Here is a 23,510-nt window from a genome sequence, read left to right as displayed (position 1 = left end):
ATGGTGCGAGTGGCTTGCATCTAGAGCATGTCTTCCAAAAGTGTGAAGCGGTTTTTGGATAAAGATATGCGTAAAAACAAACAGATAGAGCATTTCCTATGGTTTATCATAAACTGGAAGTGCTCTAATTGAGAGGCCGCTCGCTACCTACACTTACTAAATGAAATTGCACTCGATGCTTTTGAGAGCTGTAAGGCTGAATTGAAGGATGACAGTGAGGATTGACCTTGCCCCGTTGAAATCTTGTCATATTGGAAGCATCTTCGGCCGCAAACAAATGGGGCTACCCATCATGCATCCCGGCTCCCGCTGTCTGTACCGCCGGCGAATACCATTCGCCTGATGACCTCAAATGTTGATATTCTATAAGAAACTGGCGGAAGAGAATGGGAGTCGAACCCACAAAAGACCGTCTATCGGCCCCTCCCGGATTTGAAGTCCGGACATGCCACCGGGCATGTATCCCTTCCAGATATTGAATTCATTCCATAAATTCGTATCGGCAAGCTGTAGAAACGGGCAGTTTCCTCACCTGTCGCTACCATTTCATTCGCTCTTCATTCCTACAGCACCAGCAGTCAAAGCGTCAATCTGGACGGCTGGATCCAGTCGCCGGTCACTGAATGATGCAGGTTCCCGGCCATTCATTGCACGGTCGGTTGGCGCAGCCGCCAATGGCGGCCAGAACGAGTAACAGGCAGATGGTCGTCGACAGAGATTTCACTTCATTCCTCCAGTTGTCCCTGCTTTCCCTTGCGCGAAATCGCCGAACAAGTCCAGCTTGCGGCGGTTCAGGCGGCGCATGTCTCCGCGCCTTATCGTGACGCTGTTGCGATCGAAGAATTCCAGTATCTGGATCGCCACCTTGCGACCGTTATCCACCCGGTCGCGAAACCGCGCCGCAATGAACCAGCCACTATCAAATGCCGCATCCATATCCGACAGGATGCCGATCATTTCGGTAATTGTCACCCGCAGGAAAAAATGGTCGTGCGCCACTTCATGCACCCGGCCCATGCGCCCTGAAAGCTTAAGCAGGCGGCGAATATCTTCCTCCCGCTCATCAAGCAGACCTGCAATATCGCGCACGCGCGGCGGACGAAAACGAGCTTCACCGCCAAGCAGCGGTGCGATGCGCTGCCAGAGCGTCTCGTCGGCATCGCTCATCGTCACTTCATGATCGCGGAGGCGAAGCCAGGCACCATCCAGTCTCAGCAGGTCAGCCTCGACCAGCGCACCAATGGCGGCGCGAAAGGCCGACGCAGGCAGGCGTGGCTTCAACAGCAACCGCAACCGTTCGACACCCATGCCGATCAGGTCCGGATTTTCGTCATGGAAGGTGGCCAGTCGCGCCAGAATATCGTCACGCAGAGTGTCCCATCGTTCCGGCAATAACAACAGCACGGAATTTGCCTGCAGGAGCATTACGGCATCGAGCGCCTGTGCAAGACTTTGCGGGTCGTCCGTCAACGCACGGTCGTGCAGGAATGCTGTCGCGTCAAGATAATAAGGTTCGACAGACAGGAGCGCGCGTGCCGCTTCCACCGGGTCGTCAATGGAGTGGGCGTCAAGCTGTGCCATGCGCTCCGGACTGCGGCGCTTGCGTTGCGGCGGGCGCAGATCGAGAACCCGCCCACCGCCGATAGTGCGTTGTGCGGAAACATCGCGAATGACGAAACGGTCTCCGGCTGCGGCCGTGATGGGGCGATCCAGCACCAGCTGCACCCGGTCTTCGGTGCCGGGCGAAATCTCTTCATCCCGCAAAAGCACGATGCGCGCACCGACCTCAGCTGACGCATGATGCAGGCGAACCGGGAACCACTGACCGATCGGCTTTTTCTCAAGTGACAGGATTTGCAATAATGCATCGATGCGGTCCGTCGGACGATGAAGGCTGGGCGACACCAGCATATCGCCGCGATGCACCGCCTCTTTCGTTATGCCGTCACCTGCCAGATTGAGCGCGCAGCGATCACCCGCCTGCGCAGCCTCGCTTAGCCTGTTCTGCGCATGAATGGTGCGGACGCGCGCCTCCTTGCCAGACGGGCTGATGACCAGATGATCGCCAATGGCGGCCTTGCCGGACAGCACCGTGCCCGTGACCACTGTGCCTGCGCCCTTGAGCGTGAAGGAGCGGTCCACCGCCAGACGAAAGCGTCCGTTTGCGCGCCGCGCGCCGAATGCATGCGCTTGCACTTCCAGCAGCGCCTTCAGATCGTCGATCCCGGCACCGGACACGGTGGAAACCGCCAGAACAGGAATGTCGGCAAGTCCCGTTAGCGCCAGTTCATTGCGGATAGCGGTTTCAACTTCGGCAAGACGGTCAGGTTCGACAAGATCGGATTTGGTGATGACGGCGATGCCACGCCGGATACCGAGCAGGTTGACGATTGCCAGATGTTCGCGCGTTTGCGGCATGATCCCGTCATCGGCAGCGATAACCAGCATGACGAAATCGATGCTCGCCGCACCGGCAAGCATCGTATGCACGAATTTTTCATGCCCCGGCACGTCAACAAAGCCGAGTATATCCTTTTCGTCGCCGGACAAGGGCAGATAGGCAAATCCGAGATCGATGGAAATGCCTCGTGCCTTTTCCTCCTTCAGCCGGTCTGTGTCTACCTGCGTGAGCGCGCGCACCAGCGAGGTCTTGCCATGATCGATATGCCCCGCCGTTCCGACGATCATGGCTTTTCGTTCAGCGCATTGCGCGCTGCCTCAATGAAAGGGGCGGCAAGCGTGCTGCCGCCGGCCTCAGCGCGCAACAGGTGTTCGTAAGCCGACGAAGGATCGCGTTCCACGCCCATGCCAAGATGCAGCGCCGCGCCGAGCATGGCTTCGCCATCCGGATCGCCCGCAGCGGACGCCTTTCGCCACCAATATACCGCCTGAGATGAATCACGCGGGACACCCAGAGCATTATGATAGATCATGCCAAGCCGGGTCATGGCTGCTGCAACACCGCCTTCCGCCGCTTTCAGCGCCCAATCACGTGCCTCTACGGGATCGGCAGTAAGAACCTCACCTTCCATAAGCATCCAGCTCAGCATATCCTGTGCCTGCGAGTCGCCCTGTTCTGCAGCAAGCCGGTATAGCCTTGCAGCTTCCGGGTAATCGGCTTCGATATCTTCGCCCTTGAACAGCAGCGAAGCGAGATTGCGCTGTCCGGAAGCATCGCCAGCCGCGGCAGACAGGGCCAGCCAGCGTTGCGCAAGGACGACATTTTTCTCAACGCCCATGCCGCCCGCAAAGCAGGCGCCGATATTGTTCTGCGCGCGGGCATTGCCTGCACGCGCCAGCGGCTCCCATATGGAAAGCGCCGCTGCGTAATCGCCGGCCTTCGCAGCGACAAGCGCCTTTTCCAGCGCTTGAGCTGTCGTGTCCGGCTTCGGCTTGCGGGTGAAAAGATCAGCGAGCCGCATAGGATGACAGATTCCGAACGAAACTGGTCTCGTCATCAAGGCAGCGCAGATCGAGCACGAGTGCACCCTTTTCGATCCGCCCGATGACCGGCAAAGGCAGTGCACGCAATGAACCGCCGAGCGCTGTCAGCACGGAGCCGCTACCGTCTTTCGGCACAATCGACAATCCGGCGCTTGGAACGGTCGAGAGCGGCAATGCGCCAGAACCGATCTGGCTGGCGCAATCTGTCACCGCCACAATGAAAGCCGGGCCGAGTATTCTCTCCAGCTCCGGCTTGAGCCGTGCCGCCTGCGCGGCAATTTCGGTCTGCGGACGCGCCAGATAGCGAATGGTCGGCAGCTTTTCAGAAAGCCGTTCGGGGTTGCGATAAAGTTTCAGTGTCGCTTCAAGTGCTGCAAGCCTGATTTTGTCGACCCTCAAAGCACGCTTCATCGGGTTCTTGTTAATACGGGCAATCAGATCGCGTCGCCCGACAATGAAGCCCGCCTGTGGTCCGCCGAGAAGCTTATCGCCGGAAAAGGTGACGATATCTGCACCTTCGGCGACCGCTTCGCGCACTGTCGGCTCGTGTGCGAGACCGAAGGAAGTCAGATCGGCAAGTGTGCCGGAGCCAAGGTCATTGACCAGCGGCACGCCCTTGGCCTGCGCAATAGCGGCCAGTTCCGACGCTGTGACCTCCCGCGTAAAACCTTCAATCCGATAGTTTGACGTGTGGACCTTCAGTACCAGCCCTGTATCGGGGTTGATTGCATTCTCGTAGTCACGCGGATGGGTGCGGTTGGTGGTGCCCACTTCGACAAGTCGTGTCCCGGCGCGGGTCATGATGTCCGGCATGCGAAACGCGCCGCCGATCTCGATCAGTTCGCCGCGTGAAACAATGGCTTCCTTGCCCAAGGCAAGGCTGTTCAGCGCCAGCAGCACGGCGGCGGCATTGTTGTTGACGACGGTGGCATCTTCCGCTCCCGTCAGCTCACAGACAAGCGCCCGCAGATGATCATCGCGCTCGCCACGCCCGCCCGATGACAGGTCAAATTCGAGCGAAACCGCCTGCCGCATGGCTTGTGTGGCAGCCTCGACAGCTGCTTCGGCAAGAATGGCGCGCCCCAGATTGGTGTGCAGGACAGTTCCGGTCAGATTGAACAGCGGACGCAGGCTCGATTGCCCTGACGCTTTAAGCAAATGGAGAACCCGTTCAGCCAAATGCATGTTGCTGGAGAGCGAGGCGCCAGATTTCACCGCCTCGCGCTCATCGCTCAAAACCTTGCGAATAGCCTCAGTCACCGACGCGCGGCCAAAACTCTCCAATGCCCCGAAAAACTCCGGCATTTGCAGGATGGTATCCACGGACGGAAGGTGACGCAGCGAAGACTTGATCTGGTCCATGCTGCCTCACAGTCCGGCAAGAAGCGGCGAGAAGCCGCCTCGCCTGTAAGGCGTCTCGCGCATCAATATATCAAGGCCGAGGCTCGCAATATCGTCGGTCATAGGATCGGCATCCGCCGATAGCTGCTGATAGATGATCTTGACCCAGCGCTGGCATTCATCGCAGGTTTCAGCCTTGATAATGCCGCCACCTTCCTCGACTTCCTTGTAGCCGATACCCTTTGTCGAGCCGCAGCACACACATTTGACCCGGACATAGTGCCAGAGCGTGTTGCAGACGGAACAGGAGCAGAAACGCGCGCCATGCGCACCGTGCCAGCCCACGACCATCGAGCTTGACGGAATGCTGCCGCAAGTCGGGCAGACGCCATCGGCAACGGGTTTCAGCGACTTCGGGTCAAGCGCCGCTGCAAGCCGCGTGAAATGGAGCTGCAAGCCTGCCCAGACATAGATATGTTCAGCAATTGCTTCCGGCGGCAGAATACCGGCGAAAACTGCCTCGATCATTCGGCAACGTGCACCCGCATCGCTGTTCGCCACACGTTCCAGCGCATCGGCGGCATCTTGCGGTTTGGCGATCGTGCGGGCATGCTCGAACAGCCGGTCGAAGACAGTCCCGAGTGCTGATTCCGATATGGCATCCGCACGATCGATCGCTGGCATGCCGAATTCCCGTCCCCGGTCGTCGCCGTGTCGCGCGGCGACAGGACCGAGACCAGCCGCTATTTCAGACTGTGCCTCGCTCAGGTCGGCAATGAACTCCAGATAAGGTTTCAGCGGGCTGACCGAACCCAGAAAACGCAGACGCTCTGCTCTTCTGGCAAAAAGCGCGCCGGGGTCCGGCAATTGCACGAAGGGTGGGGCCGATATTTCGCCGATGACCGTCGGGTCCGGCACCAGATCTTTCTTGCCTGCCATGTCACTCCTCACGAACCCAACGGGTCACGTAAACCACGGAATATTATACCCTCTATGACGCCGAGCAAGTTCAGGCGGCAGGCTTGCTGCCGCCTTGCTTCACTTTCTGCTTCGATGTCAGTTCGCGCAACCACTTGCGGTGATGTCGCCAAGCCCAGCCACCGGTAACCGTGCCGCGTGTCATCGCATTGATCGTGCCCTTGACCCAGATCGCGGCATAGACGTGCACAATCCAGACACAGATCGCCGCCACCGCCGCCATGGAATGGACAAGCAGGGCCCAACGCTGCTGATTGATGCTGGTATAGGAGCCAAAATATTCGTTCCAGATCATCACGCCGGAAACAATCAGGATGATGATCAGCAAGGACATGGACCAGAAAACGAGCTTCTGACCGGCATTATATTTGCCGACTTCAGGCAGCTTTTCCTCATTGCCGGAAATCACGTCATTGGCATGTGCGAGCCATTGGCTGTCTTCGCGCTTCCACAGATTGGCGCTCCAGAAACGCACGAAAAGCCCCAGAAAGCTGAAGAACAGCACCACGCCAATCCATGGATGGATGGCGCGTGTCCATTGTCCGCCGCCGAACAGGCCCGACAGGAAAAACAGCGATGGGTGGAACATCGCAAGGCCGGACAGGGCCAGCAGCACGAGGCTGATGGCGGTGATCCAGTGATTGATGCGTGCGCCACCGGAATAGCGATGCACCTTGACGGGCTTACCGAGTTCTATCCCGTCACCGCGTTCAACATCGTCAAAGTCGGTCTTGCTCATGAGCTTTTCTCTCCCGTGAGCTTTTCGGCCTGTTCCTCGTCATGCTCTGTCACGACGTTCGGACCCTTGAAGATATAATGCAGCAGACCTGCTGCCGCAGCCAGCCCCATTGCGGCCATGCCTGCATATTTGGACACACCCTTCCACGCTTCGACAACCGGGCTGATGCGCGGATTGTTCGGCAGGTTGGCGTAGATTTCCGGCTTATCGGCGTGTTGCAGCACATACATGACATGCGTGCCGCCAACGCCCGGCGGATCGTAGAGCCCGGCATTTTCGAAGCCGCGCGATTTCAGATCCTTGATGCGGCCATCGGCCCATTCCTTCATCTCGTCCTTGGTACCATAGACGATGGCCTGTGTCGGGCAGGCCTTGGCACAGGCCGGTCCCTGTCCCACCGCAATGCGGTCGGAGCAGAGCGTGCACTTATAAGCCTTGTGGGTTACTTCCGAAACACGCGGAATGTTGAACGGGCACCCCTTGATGCAATAGCCGCAGCCGATGCAGTTATCGTGGATGAAATCGACGATACCGTTGGAATATTGCACGATTGCGCCTGGCGCCGGACATGCCTTGAGGCAGCCGGGGTCTTCGCAATGCATGCAGCCGTCCTTGCGGATCAGCCACTCCAGATTGCCGGTGTCGGGATTGTCCCACTCGGTAAAGCGCATCAAGGTGAAGGTGTTCGGCGTCAGATCGTGCGGATTGTCATAGACACCCACATTGATACCAACCTCCTCATGCGTGTCGTTCCATTCGGCGCAGGCCGACTGGCAGGCCTTGCAGCCGATGCATTTCGACACGTCGATGAGCTTCGCCACCTCGGTCTGGCGCTCGGCAGGCGGCGTCACATTCGACGCCGACCGCCTGATCAGGTCCTTGTCACCGAAACGCGGCTGTTGCGGCTGGACGCTAGGATTGGGAACGGGTGGAAACATCTCTAGTCCCTCCTAAGCTACAGGCGCGCTTGAGCGCTCGATATTGACCAGAAACGCCTTGAACTCCGGCGTTTCGATGTTCGCGTCGCCGACGAAAGGCGTCAGCGAATTCGGGCCGAAGCCCTTGCGGGCAGCCCCCATGAAGCCCCAATGGAGCGGGATGCCGACCACATGCACCGTCTTGCCGTCGCAGATGAGCGGCTTGATGCGCTTGGTCACCACGGCCTTGGCCTTGACCGAGCCGCGCTTCGACCACACCCGCACCCAGTCACCCTTGGCGATGCCCTTTTCCTTCGCCAGCTCTTCCGAGATTTCCACGAAGAATTCCGGCTGCAGAACGGCATTCACCGTGACGTGCTTCGTCCAGTAGTGGAAATGCTCGGTCAGGCGGTAGGAAGTCGCCGCATAGGGGAATTCCTCCGAGGCCGTTTCCGCGAACTGCTTGAAGTCGTCGTTGAAGACGCGTGCCACCGGATTGCCCCGAACCTTCGGCGCGATCACATTGGCGACAGGCGATTCAAACGGCTCGTAATGGGCCGGGAACGGACCGTCACGCATCATGCCGCGGCTGAACAGGCGCGAGGAGCCTTCCGCATTCATGATGAACGGACCGACCTCGTTCGGCTTGGCGGTCGGCGCGATGTCCGGCACGTCATAGCCCGTCCATTTCGAACCATCCCATTCGATGAGCTTGCGGCTCGGGTCCCACGGCTTGCCGTTGAGGTCGGCGGAGGCGCGGTTATAGAGAATGCGACGGTTTGCAGGCCACGACCAAGACCAGTTGAGATAGGCGCCTGTCTCGTCCGGATCATGGTTGTCGCGGCGAGCCATATTGTTGCCAGCCTCGGTGAAGCAGCCGGAATAAATCCAGCAGCCTGATGCCGTCGAACCGTCGTCGCGCAATGCCGCAAAGCCGGACAGAAGTTTGCCAGCCTCCGCAACCACCTTGGTCGGATCGGTTGGATCGGTCACCGTGCCAATCGCACGACCATTCAGTTCCTTGGCCAGTTCTTCAGCCGTCGGTTCGCCCTCATCCTCGTAATCCCACACGAGATTGAGGATCGGATCGGGGAAAGCACCGCCTTCCTTACGATAAAGCTCCTTCAGCCGCAGATATATCTGCGCCATGATCCAGTTGTCGGTCTTCGCGTCGCCGGGCGGCGTAGCACCAGGCCAGTGCCATTGCAGCCAGCGTCCGGAATTGGTGAGCGAACCCTCATCCTCTGCAAAGCAGGTGGAGGGCAGCTGGAACACTTCCGTCTGAATGGAAGCCGAGTCCACATCGTTGAATTCACCGTGGTTTTCCCAGAAACGAGAGGTTTCCGTTTCCAGCGGGTCCATCGTCACGAGGAATTTCAGCTTCGACAAAGCATCGGTCAGCTTCTTGCGGTTCGGCACCGCCATCAGCGGATTGAAGCCCTGACAGACATAGCCGTTGACCTTGCCTTCATACATCATGTCGAAGATACGAAGCATGTCGTAATTCGGCACGTCCAGCTTCGGCAGCCAGTCATAGACGAAGTCGTTTTCGACGGTCGCGGCACTGCCCCACATCGCCTTCTGGAAACTGACAAAGAACTTGCGATAGTTCTGCCAGTAGCTCGTCTGGTTCGGGCGCAGCGGCTTGAAACCGCGTGTCGACATATAGATTTCGAGATCGGTTTCCTTTTCAACCGGGATATTCATATAGCCCGGCAGAAGATTGGACATCAGACCGATATCGGTCAGCCCCTGAATGTTGGAGTGACCGCGCAGCGCATTCATGCCGCCGCCACGCACGCCGATATTGCCGAGGATAAGCTGCAGCATCGCCATGCAGCGAATATTCTGCGACCCCTTGGAATGCTGCGTCCAGCCGAGCGCATACATCGACGTCATCGTCTTGTCGGGCGCCGAGCATTCGGACATCATCTCGGCCACTTTCAGGAATTTCTCCTTCGGCGTGCCACAGATGCGTTCCACCATTTCCGGCGTGAAGATCGAAACATGCTGCTTCAGGAGATTCCAGACGCAGCGCAGGTTCTGCAACGTGTCATCGACAACCGCATAGCCGTCATCGCCGATCACATAATCCCAGCTCGAGCGGTCATAATCCCGCTTTTCCTCATCATAGCCGGTAAACAGCCCGTCCTTGTATTCGAAGCCATCCTTGATGATGTAGCTGGCATTGGTGAAATGCTTCACATAATCCCACTGCACCTTGTCATTTTGCATACAATAGTTGATGACGCCGAGCAGGAAGGCGATATCCGTACCTTGGCGGATCGGGGAATAATAATCGGCCACCGCCGCCGTGCGTGTGAAACGCGGATCGACGACGATCAGCCGGGCACCACGGTTGGCCTTGGCCTCCGTCACCCATTTGAAGCCGCAAGGATGCGCTTCCGCAGCATTGCCGCCCATGACGACGACGAGATCGGTATTCTTGATATCGGTCCAGGAGTTGGTCATTGCTCCGCGGCCAAATGTTGGGGCGAGACTCGCCACCGTCGGGCCGTGTCAGACGCGTGCCTGGTTATCGAATGCAACTATGCCTGTGCTGCGCACCACCTTGTAGGTGAGAAATGCCGTTTCATTGGTGGTTGCCGAAGCCGCGAGGAAGCCTGTCGAGGTCCAGCGGTTGACCGTTGTGCCCGCCGCGTTCTTCGCGATGAAGTTGGCGTCGCGGTCGTCTTTCAGATGCCGCGCGATGCGATCGAGCGCATCCTCCCATGAAATCTGCTTGAACTCGGACGAACCCGGTTCACGCATCTGCGGAAATTGCAGGCGGGTCTTCGCCTTGACGAAATCCTTCAGTGCCGCGCCCTTCGGGCAAAGCGTACCGCGATTGGTCGGGTGATCCGTGTCGCCTTCGACGTGGATCAGCTCGGCCTTTTCGCCTTTCCTGACGTCACCCTTGGAATAAAGAATAACGCCGCAGGCGACCGAGCAGTAAGGGCAGGTGTTTCGGGTTTCGGTCGTGTTGGTCAGCTTGAAGGGGCGAATGGATTCGGCATAGGCGCTTTCCACTGCACCGAAACCAAAGGACCCAAGCGTCGAAGCCGCCACTACCGCCCCCGTTCCGCCCAGAAACTGGCGGCGTGAGAGCTCCACATTCATTGCGCTGCACCTCCCTGATCATCAGAAGAAAAATGCCGAAGCATACTCTTCTTTAAATTGGACTTGCCTGACGTCAGTTCACCGCAATAAAACCAAGTTGTCAACCAAACAGCAGGCTAAAAAAATTAACAATAAGGTGCATGTATTAATAATATGACCTTTATAGTCATGTATTAATACATGAGCCTCATCAAAGGAATGACTTGAAAACATCCCGGCTGATTGACGTTTCTGTGTAAAAACGTCAGACTGACGCCGTGGCTTCTTTTGTTGCTCCCGAGTTTCGGGGCCTGAATTTTGAGCGGCTCTTGCCTCGTGTCGGCTTCTTTGACCCGGTGCGACGGTGTTGTGCGGCCCTCAGCTCAGGCTCTTTCCAATCGAGCAAAGCTGCATCCAGATTTCCTGCAATCGCTGCATGCCTACCGCTTTCCGGACCGAAGGTGGGGGAACGATTTTTCTCGCGCAATCGCAACAAGAACAATTCAAAGCAAAAAGGGGATCGTCATGAACCGTCGGGAAGTTCTTAAATCCGGTGCGGCTTGCGCCGCTTTCAGCATGCTGCCGAATTTTGCATCTGCGGCCGGTAACACATTCGCACCGCAACCGTCGGGCTGGCGCAGCTTCGAGATTACCACCAGCATCACGCCTGCAGCTTCGGGAGAAGCCGTCCGCGTCTGGGTTCCGATGGCCGGGTTCAATGGCAATGACTGGAACCGTCCCGAAGGCAATCGCTGGACGACAAACGCCAAGGTCGCGCGGCTCGATCGCGATCCGGCCAGCGGCACCGGGCTGCTTTATCTCGAATGGGACGCAAACGAAGCAAAACCGCAAGCCGAAGTCATCAGCCTCATCTCCACCCGCGACCGTGCAAGCAGCCTCGATCCTTCGGCAAAAGCCGTGCCGCTGACCCGCACCGAACGCGAACGCTATCTGGCCGGGACACGCCTTGCGCCCGTCGATGGCATCGTCAAACAAACCTCGGACAAGATCGTCGCAGGTGCCGTCACCGATCAGGAAAAGGCGTGCCTCATCTATGACTGGGTCGTCGCCAACACCTATCGCCGTGCCTCCACACGCGGTTGCGGCGACGGCAATATCGTCGCCATGCTCGACAGCGGCGATCTTGGCGGCAAATGCGCCGACATCAATCCGCTGTTCGTGGCTCTGGTCAGGGCAGCGGGAATTCCGGCCCGCGACCTCTACGGCGTGCGCGTTGCACCTTCCGCCTTTGGCTACAAAAGCCTTGGCGCGAAGAACGAAGTCATCACCAAGGCCCAGCATTGCCGTGCCGAAATCTATCTCGACGGCATTGGCTGGGTGGCAACCGATCCGGCAGATGTGCGCAAGGTGATGCTGGAAGAGGAAAAGGACGGGCTGACCGCCGACGATCCGCGTGTCGCAGCCGTGCGGCAAAAGCTTTTCGGTTCATGGGAGGGCAACTGGATCGCTTTCAATGATGGCAGCGATATCGCCTTGCCTTCTGCTCATGGACCGGAACTCGGCTTCCTGATGTACCCGCAGGCCGAAGTCGCCAGCGCCCAGCTGGATTGTCTCGATGCGGATGCGTTCCGCTACGCGATGACCGCACGCGAAATAACAATATAAATTCCGAGGACATCATGGATATCGCATCGCCTATTCGTCTCAGCACACTTGCCCATGGCGGCGGTTGCGGCTGCAAACTGGCTCCCGCCGTGCTGCAGGATCTGCTGGCTGACCAACCGACCATGCAGCCTTTCAGCCAACTTCTCGTCGGAACGGAAACCGGCGACGACGCCGCTGTCTGGCAACTGGATGACGAAAACTGCGTGATCGCCACCACGGATTTCTTCATGCCGATGGTGGACGATCCGTTCGATTTCGGACGCATCGCAGCCACCAACGCGATATCCGACGTTTATGCCATGGGTGGAACGCCGATCATGGCGCTGGCGATCCTCGGTATGCCGGTGAACAAGATGCCCGCCGAAATGATCCGCGAAATTCTGAAAGGCGGCTCCAGCATCTGCGCTGAAGCTGGCATTCCGGTCGCGGGCGGACATTCCATCGACGCGCCGGAGCCGATCTACGGATTGGCCGTTATCGGCACTTGCAAGCTTTCCAGCCTGCGCAAGAATAGCGGCGCGCGTCCGGGCGACACCTTGATCCTGACCAAGGCAATCGGCGTCGGTATTTATTCCGCGGCCTTCAAGAAGCAGGAACTCGACAGTGCCGGTTACGATGAAATGATGGCGTCCGTCACCTTGCTGAACCGGGTTGGCGCCGAGCTAGGCGAGGATAGTGCCGTCCATGCAGTCACCGACGTCACCGGCTTTGGCATTCTTGGCCATGCGCTTGAAATGGCGCGCGGTTCAAATGCCGGAATTGCCCTTGATTATGCTGCGCTGCCGTTTCTCAAGCAGGCCGAACAGTTGACGCAAGGCGGTTTCGTGACCGGAGCCTCCACCCGCAACTGGGCAAGCTATGAACATGATGTGCAGCTGCCGGACGATTATCCGCTCTGGAAACAGCAATTGCTGACCGATCCGCAGACATCCGGTGGGCTTCTCGTATCCTGCGCACCAGAGGAAGCCGAAAGGCTTCTAAACAGCATCCGTGCCGCCGGTTATCCATCGGCCAGTATCATCGGAAAGGTGACGGATGATGAGGGCCGTGTGACGGTGGCAGGATGAAAATTGCTACAGCATCGGCCTGAAAATCGGAATCGATTTTCAGAAATCACGATGTGTGGATTCGATAGTTTAGAGCGTCCTTTGTACGTCCCTACGGACGCACTGTGCTCTAAGGCGCATCATAACAGCTCGCTTGCTGTTTGAGCCTTTCTCCTCTGAAAATCACCGCCATGAGGCTATAAGTGTGCGTTTAGGCATGGAATATTGCCCCAATCAGCGGGCGAATACTTATGCAGTTTTGCCCCCGTTAGATTTCATTCGAGGATCTGGCTTTTTAGTCAGCGGATGAAGTGGTGAGTTGAAAGGAGTGGATACGATTGCTCGTGTCCGGCGCGCCTTCCATGTTCAAGGCAGGTTCAAGGCAGGCCGGTAAAGAAGATCACCAAAGAGCTTCATGTTTCTCAAAATACGGTTCGTAAAACTCTGTGATCCAATGTGATTGCGCTTTACGAACAGACAAAAGATGGATCGTATGGTGGGTGACGATTTTTGGACGTCGCCTAAGGAGTTGATATATTTATATAAATTTCAATTTAAATGGTGCGGGTGGTCGGAATCGAACCGACACTCCTTTCGGAACCGGATTTTGAGTCCGGCGCGTCTACCAGTTCCACCACACCCGCACATGACTGCCAAAGCAGTCTGATATGGTCCAAAAACGGACAGCGGGGAGGGATATACCGACTAAACGAAACAAGGTCAATCGCCCTCAAGCGGCTTGACCGATTATACTTTCAAGTTAAACCGCGAAGTCAGAGACACAGACGATATGGCTTGAACAAAGCGCTCAAATCACCTGTCCAAAAGAGCTTTTCAAAATTGCTTAGAGCGCCGTGTGCCCTCTTGGGCGTACAAAGCAAGATGTTGTAGACACAATTTAAGTCGAGTGAAACCGGGATCAATAATATTATGATTCTAGTAAAGGGCCCGCGCACGCATCTCTAATGCCAAGGCGTCAAGATGCTAACGCATCACGCCTTGATAAAGTTTAAGCGCCATTCAGGCTTAACCAAAGTCCAATGAGTTTCATTCAATGAACTTTGGTATAGGGTTCAAAACGTTCATCAGAGCAGCTCGACTCAAGATAGAACGGCTCTATGTTTTCGTTTCTACACATCATCCAACGCAAAACAGCTTCGCGCTTTTGCTGGTGATGCTTTAAACCTGATCTCCGAGTGCGGATATCAGTCGATCAATCGGAATACTGCTCTTGCCTCAGCGGCGCAGATTGTATTCGACGATATTCCAGCAGACCAGAAAGGCGATAAAGCCAAGCACAATCAGGTCAATGGTTTTCAGATAAGCGAGATATTCAAACATAGCGCATCTCCTTCCCAAGGGAGGCGCTTTGTGGTTTGTGAGCGGCGAAAAAAGGTCGCATTTAGCCGTTTACTTGAACGCAATTGAGTAAAACCCAATGCTAGGCAAATCAGCCCCTCATTTTCGCCTGCAATTTTTAGTTTCAGGCGCTCTCCCAGAAGCAATGATAGCACAGATTCGAGCTATCTCAAGTAATCATGTATTTCTTATTTTGTTCTTATTTCCGGTTATTTACGCTCGGTAAAGTTGCGGATGCGATTTCGAATGATGCGCGTCAGATTACGGGTGCGCTGATAGAGGTGGATCTGCGAGGCCGCCTGCCGAACATTCTTGTCAGCTCCCGGATGAAGACCAATCACCAGAGTTTCGATGGTTTCGCGCTCTTTAAACAAGCGGGACATGACAGGATGATCCGGCACGGCGCAAGAATCCGTGCGTGTGATATTGGTGTCCTCAAGATGATTTTTAACAACCTCTATCATTAACAACATGCCTGGTGAATAGGCGTGAAGTGTTTCGTCATAGGCTGTCTTCCAGGTCCATGCTTCGCCTGAGACTGTGAATACAATCAGGATGGCAACCACGCGTCCGGCGAGTTCCAATGTGTGGATGCGAACACAGTCACGTTCGGCAAGATTATTGACGGCTTCACGGGCAAAGGCTGACCGAAACCGGTCAACGGCCATGGCGGTTCCGCGCCGACCTTTCCAGCCACTGGCCTCCAGGATCAGGAAATGTTCGAACGCATAGCGGACTTCATCCGGTGTTCTGGCAATACGATGTGCAAGTTCGCCTTTTTCGGCAAGGCGACGCCACAGGCGGCTATAATCGCGACGATGATGCGCGCCAATAGCCTGTTTGATATAGGTTTCGCCGTCCAGATTGCTTTCGAGGAATGGACGCTCTTTCTGCTCGATTGAAACAATGGGCAACTGTCGACCGACCGCCACCGAGCGGATCAGTTTTGCGGCTGCACCGTCGGCACGCATTTCGGGAAGCACAAGGACTTCCGGCATTTTGATATGATCGCGTGCCAGAATATCGAACAGGTCTTCCAGAACGCCGACTGGGTTATCATGGTCGATAAGCGGTGTGCCCTGTGGTCCGAAAGGCGTTGCCCAGGCACGGATGACCGGTGCGGAAAGCGGTAGCCCGGGACGCTCAATCGTATAGGGCATAACGAAACGTAGTCGGCTACGAATTTCGTTTTCATCACGCATGACCATGAAGCGTACTTCACGGTCTTCCAGGCGCGGCATGGCAGGGGCGAGAAAACGTGCGTTGAAAAAGATGTTCGGCTCAATCGTGCGATTGCTCAGGTGGTCAAGCTCGTCCCGCAGTTCAAAGCCAGCCGATGCACCGTAGATGGCAAGCTTGCGAGGGATGTCGCGGCCATGCAGGCTTTCCTCCAGCCGCTTTGTGGCATCCATAGCTGGCAAGCTCTCGGATAATTGCGAAATGATGCGGGCGGTGTGTCCGCCTGCGGATTCTTCAAGCAAAGGTTTCGCGGCCATTACAAGGTCTCCTCAGAACTATTGCTGCGGGCGTCTCGGGTGCGCTTTTGGGGAATAAGAATAAACATTGTGATCTGCATGGTGCGGTGCACTGCGGTTGAAAGTAAAACTGCCTCAAGCAGCATCGAAATGGCTGTCGAGAAGGCTGCTCCCATCAGACCAAAGCGTGGAATGAGAAGAAGATTGAGCACGATGTTAACCGCAAGCGTTATTGCATAAAGCAGGGCACAGATATTCTGCTTGCCTGACATGTTGAGCAGGCTTTCGGCTGGTCCTACGCTTGCGCGCGCAATCACACCGATAATCAGAATGAACAGAAGCGGATAGCCTTCAGTGAAGGTGCTGCCAAACAGCATCAGCAGAGGATAGCCTATGGCGAGAATGACAATTCCGAGAAACAATGTTGGCCAGAAGGTCCAACGGGTCGACGCTTCTGCAAAGCTGGCAAATTCGGTGCGGTCGCCGCTGTGCAACAGATCGGAATAACGTTGTGCAACGCTGGCCTTGACGGCGAAATAGACGAAATGGGCCAGTGCCATGATCTTGGTTGCCGCGAAATAGATTGCCACATGCTGCGGATCCATGATGTGGCCAACCATCAGCACATCGACATTGATCAGAAGGAAGAAAAACCCTTCGACAAAGAAAATTGGCAAGGCAACTTTCATCCAGGTTGCCAGATGGATTTCCTTTGGCCCGGACGGAATATCCCTAGTCAGCGACCGGTCAAGGGTCAGCAATTGCCCGACCGTGGTTACCCAGGTGGCAGCAATGGAAACAGCAAGTGCAGTCGTGGCAGTGGAAGGCAATCCTGCGATGTGAGCCATCACCATGAAAATGAGAACAAGCAGCGGGCGGATGATATAGCTCGGTGTCAGAGCCATCATGATCCACGTACGCGATCTGGCAATGCCGTCGAGCATATTGCCAAGCGCGATCATTGGCAGGCAGATGAAACCGAGAATGAACGGAATGAGGTAATAGCTCGCGATGTGGTCTTTCAGAAGTACCAACAGCACGGCTCCAAGCAGAGCAATTGCTGTGGCTGATCCCAGTACAAAAAGGCGTCCGGTATAAAGGATACCACGCAGCGGATTAAGCAGGTTACGCTGAATATATTCCGGCACATAACGGATGATGGTGGTGTGAAGTCCGAAACAGGCAAGATCACCGATAATGACCATCGTAAGCCAGACGAGCACGAAAATGCCGTATTGAAACTCGCCCATCCATCGGGCGAGGATAACTTGCGAAAGCAGAGCTATGGCAGCACTCGCCGCACGCACAGAAAAGGCCAACAGCGATGAACGCTGGGCACTCGCCTGCGGGTCTTCTCCCATCAAGACAGCATCCATCCGCTCCGTCACTGGACGAAGTCTGGCTGCGATCCTGCCAGGCAAAAGCCGGCTCGCTGCTTTCGTTGCCAAAAAATCCACTCGTTGCCAACCCTGTTGTCACGGCCCTTGGCTTAAGGTTCCGCACTTTCTGCTGATCTTCTTGAGGATCATCTTTTATAAGCATCCGACACTGCGCCGGTTTTGCGATGGCTGATTATTAGATGGTAGTTCTTTACAAAGGTAAAAAGAAAAAACCTTCGCTGTCAAAGCGAAGCCAAATTGAAAGAGATGGTAATTACTTTCTGAACATATCAGTTTTTACGCAATGACTAAAATTGCAGTATGTAGCGATCAACCGTCTTCTTTGCACGCCTTTGATGTATCGCTTTGTCCGTTCAAGCTCAGGGAGCTGAAGCACTATATTTGTGAAGAAAAACCCCGGCGATTTCGCGCCAGGGTTCTGTATCGGATAACACTTTTCGGGATTTGCTCCAGTTATTCGCTTTCGCGCATCTTCTCCGAAAACCGCTTCGCACTTTTCGGGATGCGCTTAATCAAACGCTCCGTGGCAATGCTTGTATTTCTTGCCTGATCCGCAAGGGCAGGCTTCATTACGGCTGATCTTGCCCCATGTCGTCGGATCCGCAGGGTCACGCTCACCGGCCGGGATGACACGTTCATCCTGCTGATGCTCTGCCCATGCATTCTCGTCGAAGTCATTCTCACCGGTGGTGCCATCGATATGGCGACCGGTCATTGGTGGAAGCTCTGGCTCTGGCGGCGCTTCCCGGACAATTTCGACACGCATCAACTGGGTGATAACCACTTCACGCAGGTTTGCGAGCAGGGCCTGAAACAGTTCAAAGCCTTCGGTCTTGTACTCGTTGAGCGGATCGCGCTGTGCATAGCCACGGAAGCCGACGACCGAGCGCAGATGGTCGAGATTGACAAGGTGTTCGCGCCACAGATTGTCGAGCGACTGCATGATCACCGACTTCTCGATGTAAGTCATGATCTGCGCACCAAAGCGTTCTGCCTTCTCGGCTGCGGCCTTGTGGGCTGCTTCCTTGATACGGGCTTCAAACTCCTCTTCGGCGATGCCTTCTTCCTTGGCCCAGTCTTCGACCGGAAGCACAAGGTTGAGCTTGGTCAGGACGTCGTCCTTGAGGCCAGCAATATCCCACTTTTCAGCATAAGCATCCTTGGGGATACGCAACCTGACCATGTCCTCGATGACTTCGTGACGCATCTCGTTCACTGTCTCGGTCAGGTCTTCTTCGTCCATTATCTCAAGTCGCTGTTCGAAGATCACCTTACGCTGATCGTTCATCACGTCGTCGTACTTGAGCAGGTTCTTACGGATTTCGAAGTTACGGGCTTCAACCTTGGTCTGCGCCTTTTCAAGCGCCTTGTTGATCCATGGGTGAACGATGGCTTCGTCTTCTTTCAGGCCGAGTTTCTGCAACATCCCGTCCATGCGGTCGGAGCCGAAGATGCGCATCAGGTCGTCCTGCAGCGACAGGAAGAATTTCGAACGGCCCGGATCGCCCTGACGACCGGAACGGCCACGCAGCTGGTTGTCGATACGGCGGCTTTCGTGGCGCTCGGTGGCGAGAACATAAAGACCACCGGCAGCGAGAGCCTTTTCTTTCAGCTTTGCGATATCAGCCTTGATTTCGGCGGTTTTTGCGTCGCGCTCGGGACCTTCCGGCACATCGGCGAGTTCCTGACGGACACGCATTTCCAGATTGCCGCCGAGCTGGATATCCGTACCGCGACCGGCCATGTTGGTGGCGATGGTCACAGCACCGGGGACGCCAGCCTGTGCGATGATGAAAGCTTCCTGCTCGTGGTAACGGGCGTTCAGAACCTGGAAGTCCTTCACGCCTTCCTTGCGCAGACGCTCAGCCAGAAGTTCCGACTTTTCGATCGAGGTCGTACCGACGAGGACCGGCTGGCCCTTAGCGTGTGACGCTTGAATATCCTTGACGATTGCACGGTATTTTTCTTCAACCGTGCGATAGACCTCATCGTCTTCGTCGATACGCTTGACGGGAAGATTGGTTGGAATTTCCAGAACTTCCAGGCCGTAAATATTGCCGAACTCTTCCGCTTCCGTCGCAGCCGTACCGGTCATGCCGGAGAGCTTGGTGTACATGCGGAAATAGTTCTGGAACGTGATCGACGCCAGCGTCTGGTTTTCCGGCTGGATCGTAACCTTTTCCTTGGCTTCCAGTGCCTGATGCAGACCTTCCGAATAACGGCGGCCCGGCATCATGCGGCCGGTAAATTCGTCGATGATGACGATTTCGTCGTTACGGACGATGTAATCCTTATCGCGCTGGAACAGTTTATGTGCCCGTAGCGCGTTGTTCAGGTGATGGACGATTGCGACATTCTCGATGTCGTACAGGCTTTCACCCTTGAGGTGTCCTGCAGCGTCGAGAAGCTGCTCAACCTTCTCGGTGCCGACTTCGGTGAAGATCGCCGTCTTCTGCTTTTCGTCGATCTCGAAATCTTCCGGCTCAAGGGCGGGAATGAACGTGTCGATGAGGTTGTAGAAGTCGGAACGGTCTTCAAGCGGGCCGGAAATGATCAGTGGCGTGCGCGCTTCGTCGATGAGGATCGAATCGACTTCGTCGACGATGGCGTAGTTGTGGCCGCGCTGAACCATCTGAGCGCGTTCATACTTCATATTATCACGCAGATAATCGAAGCCGAGTTCATTGTTGGTGGCATAGGTAATGTCACAGGCATAGGCTGCCTGACGCTCGTTATCGTCGAGACCGTGCTTGATGACGCCCACTGTCAGACCGAGGAAGTTATAAAGCTTGCCCATGGTTTCGGCATCGCGGCTGGCGAGGTAATCATTGACCGTCACCACATGTACGCCCTTGCCTTCAAGCGCGTTGAGGTAGACAGGCAGCGTCGCCATAAGCGTCTTGCCTTCACCGGTGCGCATTTCAGCAATACCGCGCTCATGCAGCACCATGCCGCCGATCAGCTGTACGTCGAAGGGGCGCATACCAAGCACACGCTTGGCGGCTTCACGCGCCGTCGCAAAAGCGTCTGGCAGCAATGCGTCAAGCTTCTTGCCTTCAGCGAGAGCTGCGCGGAATTCCGCAGTCTTCGCCTGAAGCTGTTCGTTGGTAAGTCCTTCGTAATTCTTCTCAAGCGCAGTAATCTGTTCCGCACGGGCCCGCAGTGATTTCACTTGGCGGTCGTTGGATGAACCGAATATCTTGCGGGCGAGGCCGCCAAAGCTGACCATTCCTGGTCCTTTCCTGTCCGTTCAGCCGGAAGCGCTTCCGGCGCCAAGCCCTTTTCGATTTCACCGAAATTCTCGAAAGGCTCTAACTCTTTGTTTTATCGCATTTTCGAACACAAAACTGCTTTGCACTTTTGCCGATAATGCTTTGTCGAATGCTTTATTCACGCGTATTGAAACAAATGCAAGAAAACTGCGCTTTAAAAGCTGCCGGATACGGCGCATTTTTCGCGTAATTCTCCCGGTCGCTTACTGGACGACAAGTCGAAGGACAGATAAGAGGGGCTTCAAGCGATGTCAACGTTGCTCGACAGGCTGGAAATCCTGTCTTTTATCGCGGACAACAGTCCTCCCGGGCCAAATTCCGCCGCATTCATGGGGCCGGTAGGCGGTCTCGAAGGAGAGAATCTCATATGAAAGCCATTCTCAAAGCCCCGTACCGCAAGGCTCTTGCCATTCTTGCCACGTCTGTTGCACTGGCAGGTTTTTCGGGCACCGTTGTCTTTGCGCAGGATGCTGCACCAAAGCCAGCTGAAGCTGCTGCATCTGCTGCCGCCTCCGAAGATCCAGCAAAGGTTCTGGCGACTGTAAACGGTAAGGATATCACCGTAGGTGAGGTCGACCAGGCCGCTGGTGATCTGGATCCGCAGTTTGCACGCCTTCCGGCTGAACAGCGCCGTCTGGCCGCTCTCGCAGCCCTCATCGACATCAAGGCGATGGCTGATGAAGCTGCGAAGGAGAAGCTCGACCAGAGCGATGAATTCAAGAGCCGTATGGAATTCCTGCGTGAACGCGCGCTCCATAACGAATATTTCAAGGACGCGGTTGTCGACAAGATTTCCGATGCCGATGTTCGTGCGCGTTACGACAAGGAAATTGCAGCTATTCCCCCACAGGTCGAAGTGCGTGCACGTCACATTCTCGTGAAGACCAAGGAAGAAGCTGAAGCAATCATCAAGAAGCTTGAAGGTGGCGCGAAATTTGAAGATCTCGCCAAAGAAAGCTCGACCGATGGGACCGCTGCCAATGGTGGCGATCTCGGTTACTTCTCTGAAGGCCAGATGGTTCCAGAATTCGAAAAGGCCGCTTTTGCGCTGAAGCCGGGTGAATATACCAAGGAACCTGTGCAGTCGCAGTTTGGCTTCCACGTGATTCAGCTTGAAGATCGCCGCACCAAGCAGCCGCCAGCGTTCGATCAGGTTTCCGAGCAGATTCGTTCGATCATCATGCGTGAGCGTTATGTCGAAATGGTCAAGAAGCTGCGCGACGGCATGAAGATCGACTATAAGGATCCGGCTGTCGACAAAGCCATGAAGGAAGCCGCAGCGGCACAGACACAGGGCGATGAGGGCGATGCCCCAGCCGCCCAGCCGCAGCAGTAATCCTTGAATGAAATAAAAACGCCCCGGATTTCCGGGGCGTTTTTCATTGCGACTTAAGAGCGGCTTCAATTTTCTCCGGATTAGAGGAAATGCTCTAAGCATTTGTTTTGGAGCGCATCTTGTCCGAAAACTGTTCCACACTTTTCGGATTTCGCTTTAGTTATCTCTTGATTTTGTGCCGCAAACATTTCCAATGCGGCAGAATCAAATCGCAGCTCTTCAGAGGCACTCATGTCCGCGTCCGTATCACCGCTTGCTCCAAAACATTATCCGTCCATGCCGGTCATTCACGGTGTGCGCATTGCAACTGCTGCTGCCGGTATCAAGTATAAGGGCCGCACGGATGTCATGCTGATGGTGTTCGACAAACCTGCAGAAGTGGCAGGTGTTTTCACCCGTTCGCTTTGCCCGTCCGCACCAGTTGATTTCTGTCGTCGCAATCTTGCGCATGGCAAGGCGCGCGCAGTGGTGGTTAATTCCGGCAATGCCAATGCTTTTACCGGTCTTAAGGGGCGTGCAGCCACAGAGGCAACGGCAGTAGCGGCAGCAAAGGCTGTTGGATGCAATACGACCGATGTGTTTCTTGCCTCTACCGGTGTTATTGGTGAGCCGCTTGATGCGTCGAAATTCTCGGGCCTTTTGAGCGATATGGCAGGCTCGGCCAGCGATGATTTCTGGACGGAGGCTGCCAAAGCCATCATGACCACCGATACCTATCCGAAAGTGGCCACTGAAACGGTGCTGCTCGGTCAGGTTCCGGTAACGATCAATGGTATCGCCAAGGGTGCAGGCATGATCGCACCTGATATGGCGACCATGCTTTCATTTGTCGTTACCGATGCGCCGATCAAATCCGATGTGCTGCAAAGCCTGCTTTCCAAGGGCGTTGGCCCGACCTTCAACGCGGTCACAGTTGACAGTGACACTTCCACATCTGACACGCTGATGCTGTTTGCAACAGGTTCCGCTTCCGAACAGGGCGCGCCTGAAATTACGGACGCTTCCGACAAACGCCTTGGCGAATTTAAAAAGGCACTGGCACGCGTTCTGAAATCGCTGGCGCTTCAGGTCGTGCGTGACGGCGAAGGCGCACGCAAGATGGTCGAAGTGGAAGTGACAGGCGCAAAATCAGCAGCTTCCGCCAAAAAAATCGCGCTTTCCATCGCCAATTCACCGCTGGTCAAGACGGCAGTTGCCGGCGAAGACGCCAATTGGGGCCGTGTCGTCATGGCTGTCGGCAAAGCGGGAGAACCAGCTGATCGCGATCTGCTGGCAATCTGGTTTGGCGATATTCGCGTCGCGCATCAGGGCGAACGTGATCCTGCCTATTCCGAAGAGGCAACTTCCGCCTATATGCAGGGGGAGGATATTCTCATCCACGTTGATCTGGGGATCGGTAAGGGCAAAGCCACGGTCTGGACCTGCGATCTGACGAAAGAATATGTGGCCATTAACGGCGACTACAGAAGCTGAGTTTA

At 55.8% G+C, this 23,510-nt stretch carries 15 protein-coding genes and 2 tRNA genes; 4 read left to right on the top strand and 13 right to left on the bottom strand.

The features are described from left to right. Positions 1-374: 374 nt before the first annotated feature. The 8 genes from CEV33_RS12320 to fdnG form a co-directional block, all read right to left on the bottom strand. Positions 375-470 (bottom strand) — tRNA-Sec (locus CEV33_RS12320). A 250-nt stretch (positions 471-720) separates the two neighbouring features. After that, on the bottom strand, positions 721-2,688 hold the full coding sequence (gene selB, locus CEV33_RS12315) for a selenocysteine-specific translation elongation factor (RefSeq protein ID WP_094540751.1): 1,968 nt from the start codon (positions 2,686-2,688) through the stop codon (positions 721-723). After that, on the bottom strand, positions 2,685-3,422 hold the full coding sequence (locus CEV33_RS12310) for a tetratricopeptide repeat protein (protein WP_094540750.1): 738 nt from the start codon (positions 3,420-3,422) through the stop codon (positions 2,685-2,687). The genes selB and CEV33_RS12310 overlap by 4 nt, the downstream gene beginning before the upstream one ends. Then, positions 3,409-4,806 (bottom strand): L-seryl-tRNA(Sec) selenium transferase, encoded by a 1,398-nt coding sequence (selA, locus tag CEV33_RS12305; RefSeq protein WP_094540749.1) that lies wholly within the window; start codon positions 4,804-4,806, stop codon positions 3,409-3,411. Before selA ends, CEV33_RS12310 begins: the two co-directional genes overlap by 14 nt. A 6-nt stretch (positions 4,807-4,812) precedes the next feature. Then, on the bottom strand, positions 4,813-5,724 hold the full coding sequence (fdhE, locus tag CEV33_RS12300; protein ID WP_094540748.1) for a formate dehydrogenase accessory protein FdhE: 912 nt from the start codon (positions 5,722-5,724) through the stop codon (positions 4,813-4,815). 70 nt (positions 5,725-5,794) lie between these two features. Next, complete coding sequence (locus tag CEV33_RS12295; RefSeq protein WP_010660825.1) at positions 5,795-6,502, bottom strand: formate dehydrogenase subunit gamma; 708 nt, start codon at positions 6,500-6,502, stop codon at positions 5,795-5,797. Further along, a complete protein-coding gene (gene fdxH, locus CEV33_RS12290; protein WP_010660824.1) occupies positions 6,499-7,440 on the bottom strand; it encodes a formate dehydrogenase subunit beta in 942 nt (313 codons plus the stop codon). The genes CEV33_RS12295 and fdxH overlap by 4 nt, the downstream gene beginning before the upstream one ends. 12 nt (positions 7,441-7,452) lie before the next feature. Then, positions 7,453-10,539 carry a formate dehydrogenase-N subunit alpha gene (gene fdnG, locus CEV33_RS12285; RefSeq protein WP_141211588.1) on the bottom strand — a complete coding sequence of 1,029 codons (3,087 nt, stop codon included), beginning with the start codon at positions 10,537-10,539 and terminating at the stop codon, positions 7,453-7,455. 504 nt (positions 10,540-11,043) lie between these two features. Between fdnG and CEV33_RS12270 the strand changes: the two genes are divergently transcribed. Continuing rightward, positions 11,044-12,144, top strand: coding sequence for a transglutaminase-like domain-containing protein (locus CEV33_RS12270; RefSeq protein ID WP_094540745.1), 1,101 nt, complete (start codon positions 11,044-11,046; stop codon positions 12,142-12,144). A gap of 14 nt (positions 12,145-12,158) precedes the next feature. Then, positions 12,159-13,211 (top strand): selenide, water dikinase SelD, encoded by a 1,053-nt coding sequence (gene selD / locus CEV33_RS12265; protein WP_094540744.1) that lies wholly within the window; start codon positions 12,159-12,161, stop codon positions 13,209-13,211. Between the two features lie 538 nt (positions 13,212-13,749). On the opposite strand, the gene CEV33_RS12260 is transcribed toward selD, so the two are convergent. The 4 genes from CEV33_RS12260 to secA form a co-directional block, all read right to left on the bottom strand. Then, a tRNA-Leu gene (locus CEV33_RS12260) sits at positions 13,750-13,834 on the bottom strand. 924 nt (positions 13,835-14,758) lie between these two features. Continuing rightward, on the bottom strand, positions 14,759-16,045 hold the full coding sequence (bspF, locus tag CEV33_RS12255; protein WP_094540743.1) for a type IV secretion system effector crotonyl transferase BspF: 1,287 nt from the start codon (positions 16,043-16,045) through the stop codon (positions 14,759-14,761). Beyond that, entirely contained in the window at positions 16,045-17,481 is a 1,437-nt protein-coding gene (locus CEV33_RS12250; RefSeq protein ID WP_094540742.1) for a lipopolysaccharide biosynthesis protein, read from the bottom strand. The genes bspF and CEV33_RS12250 overlap by 1 nt, the downstream gene beginning before the upstream one ends. A gap of 451 nt (positions 17,482-17,932) precedes the next feature. Next, complete coding sequence (gene secA / locus CEV33_RS12245; protein ID WP_094540741.1) at positions 17,933-20,653, bottom strand: preprotein translocase subunit SecA; 2,721 nt, start codon at positions 20,651-20,653, stop codon at positions 17,933-17,935. A gap of 410 nt (positions 20,654-21,063) precedes the next feature. Between secA and CEV33_RS12240 the strand changes: the two genes are divergently transcribed. After that, positions 21,064-22,032 (top strand): peptidylprolyl isomerase, encoded by a 969-nt coding sequence (locus CEV33_RS12240; protein WP_094540759.1) that lies wholly within the window; start codon positions 21,064-21,066, stop codon positions 22,030-22,032. A gap of 80 nt (positions 22,033-22,112) precedes the next feature. On the opposite strand, the gene CEV33_RS24005 is transcribed toward CEV33_RS12240, so the two are convergent. After that, entirely contained in the window at positions 22,113-22,265 is a 153-nt protein-coding gene (locus CEV33_RS24005; RefSeq protein ID WP_167388161.1) for a hypothetical protein, read from the bottom strand. Between CEV33_RS24005 and argJ the strand changes: the two genes are divergently transcribed. Next, positions 22,264-23,505: a bifunctional glutamate N-acetyltransferase/amino-acid acetyltransferase ArgJ gene (gene argJ / locus CEV33_RS12235; RefSeq protein ID WP_094540740.1), complete on the top strand. Its 1,242-nt coding sequence runs from the start codon at positions 22,264-22,266 to the stop codon at positions 23,503-23,505. The two genes, CEV33_RS24005 and argJ, sit on opposite strands and share 2 nt — an antisense overlap. The last annotated feature ends 5 nt before the right edge of the window (positions 23,506-23,510 follow it).

This window comes from Brucella grignonensis (assembly GCF_002252505.1).
Classification (GTDB): Bacteria; Pseudomonadota; Alphaproteobacteria; order Rhizobiales; family Rhizobiaceae; genus Brucella; species Brucella grignonensis.
This window is presented reverse-complemented; position numbering and strand designations above follow the sequence as displayed.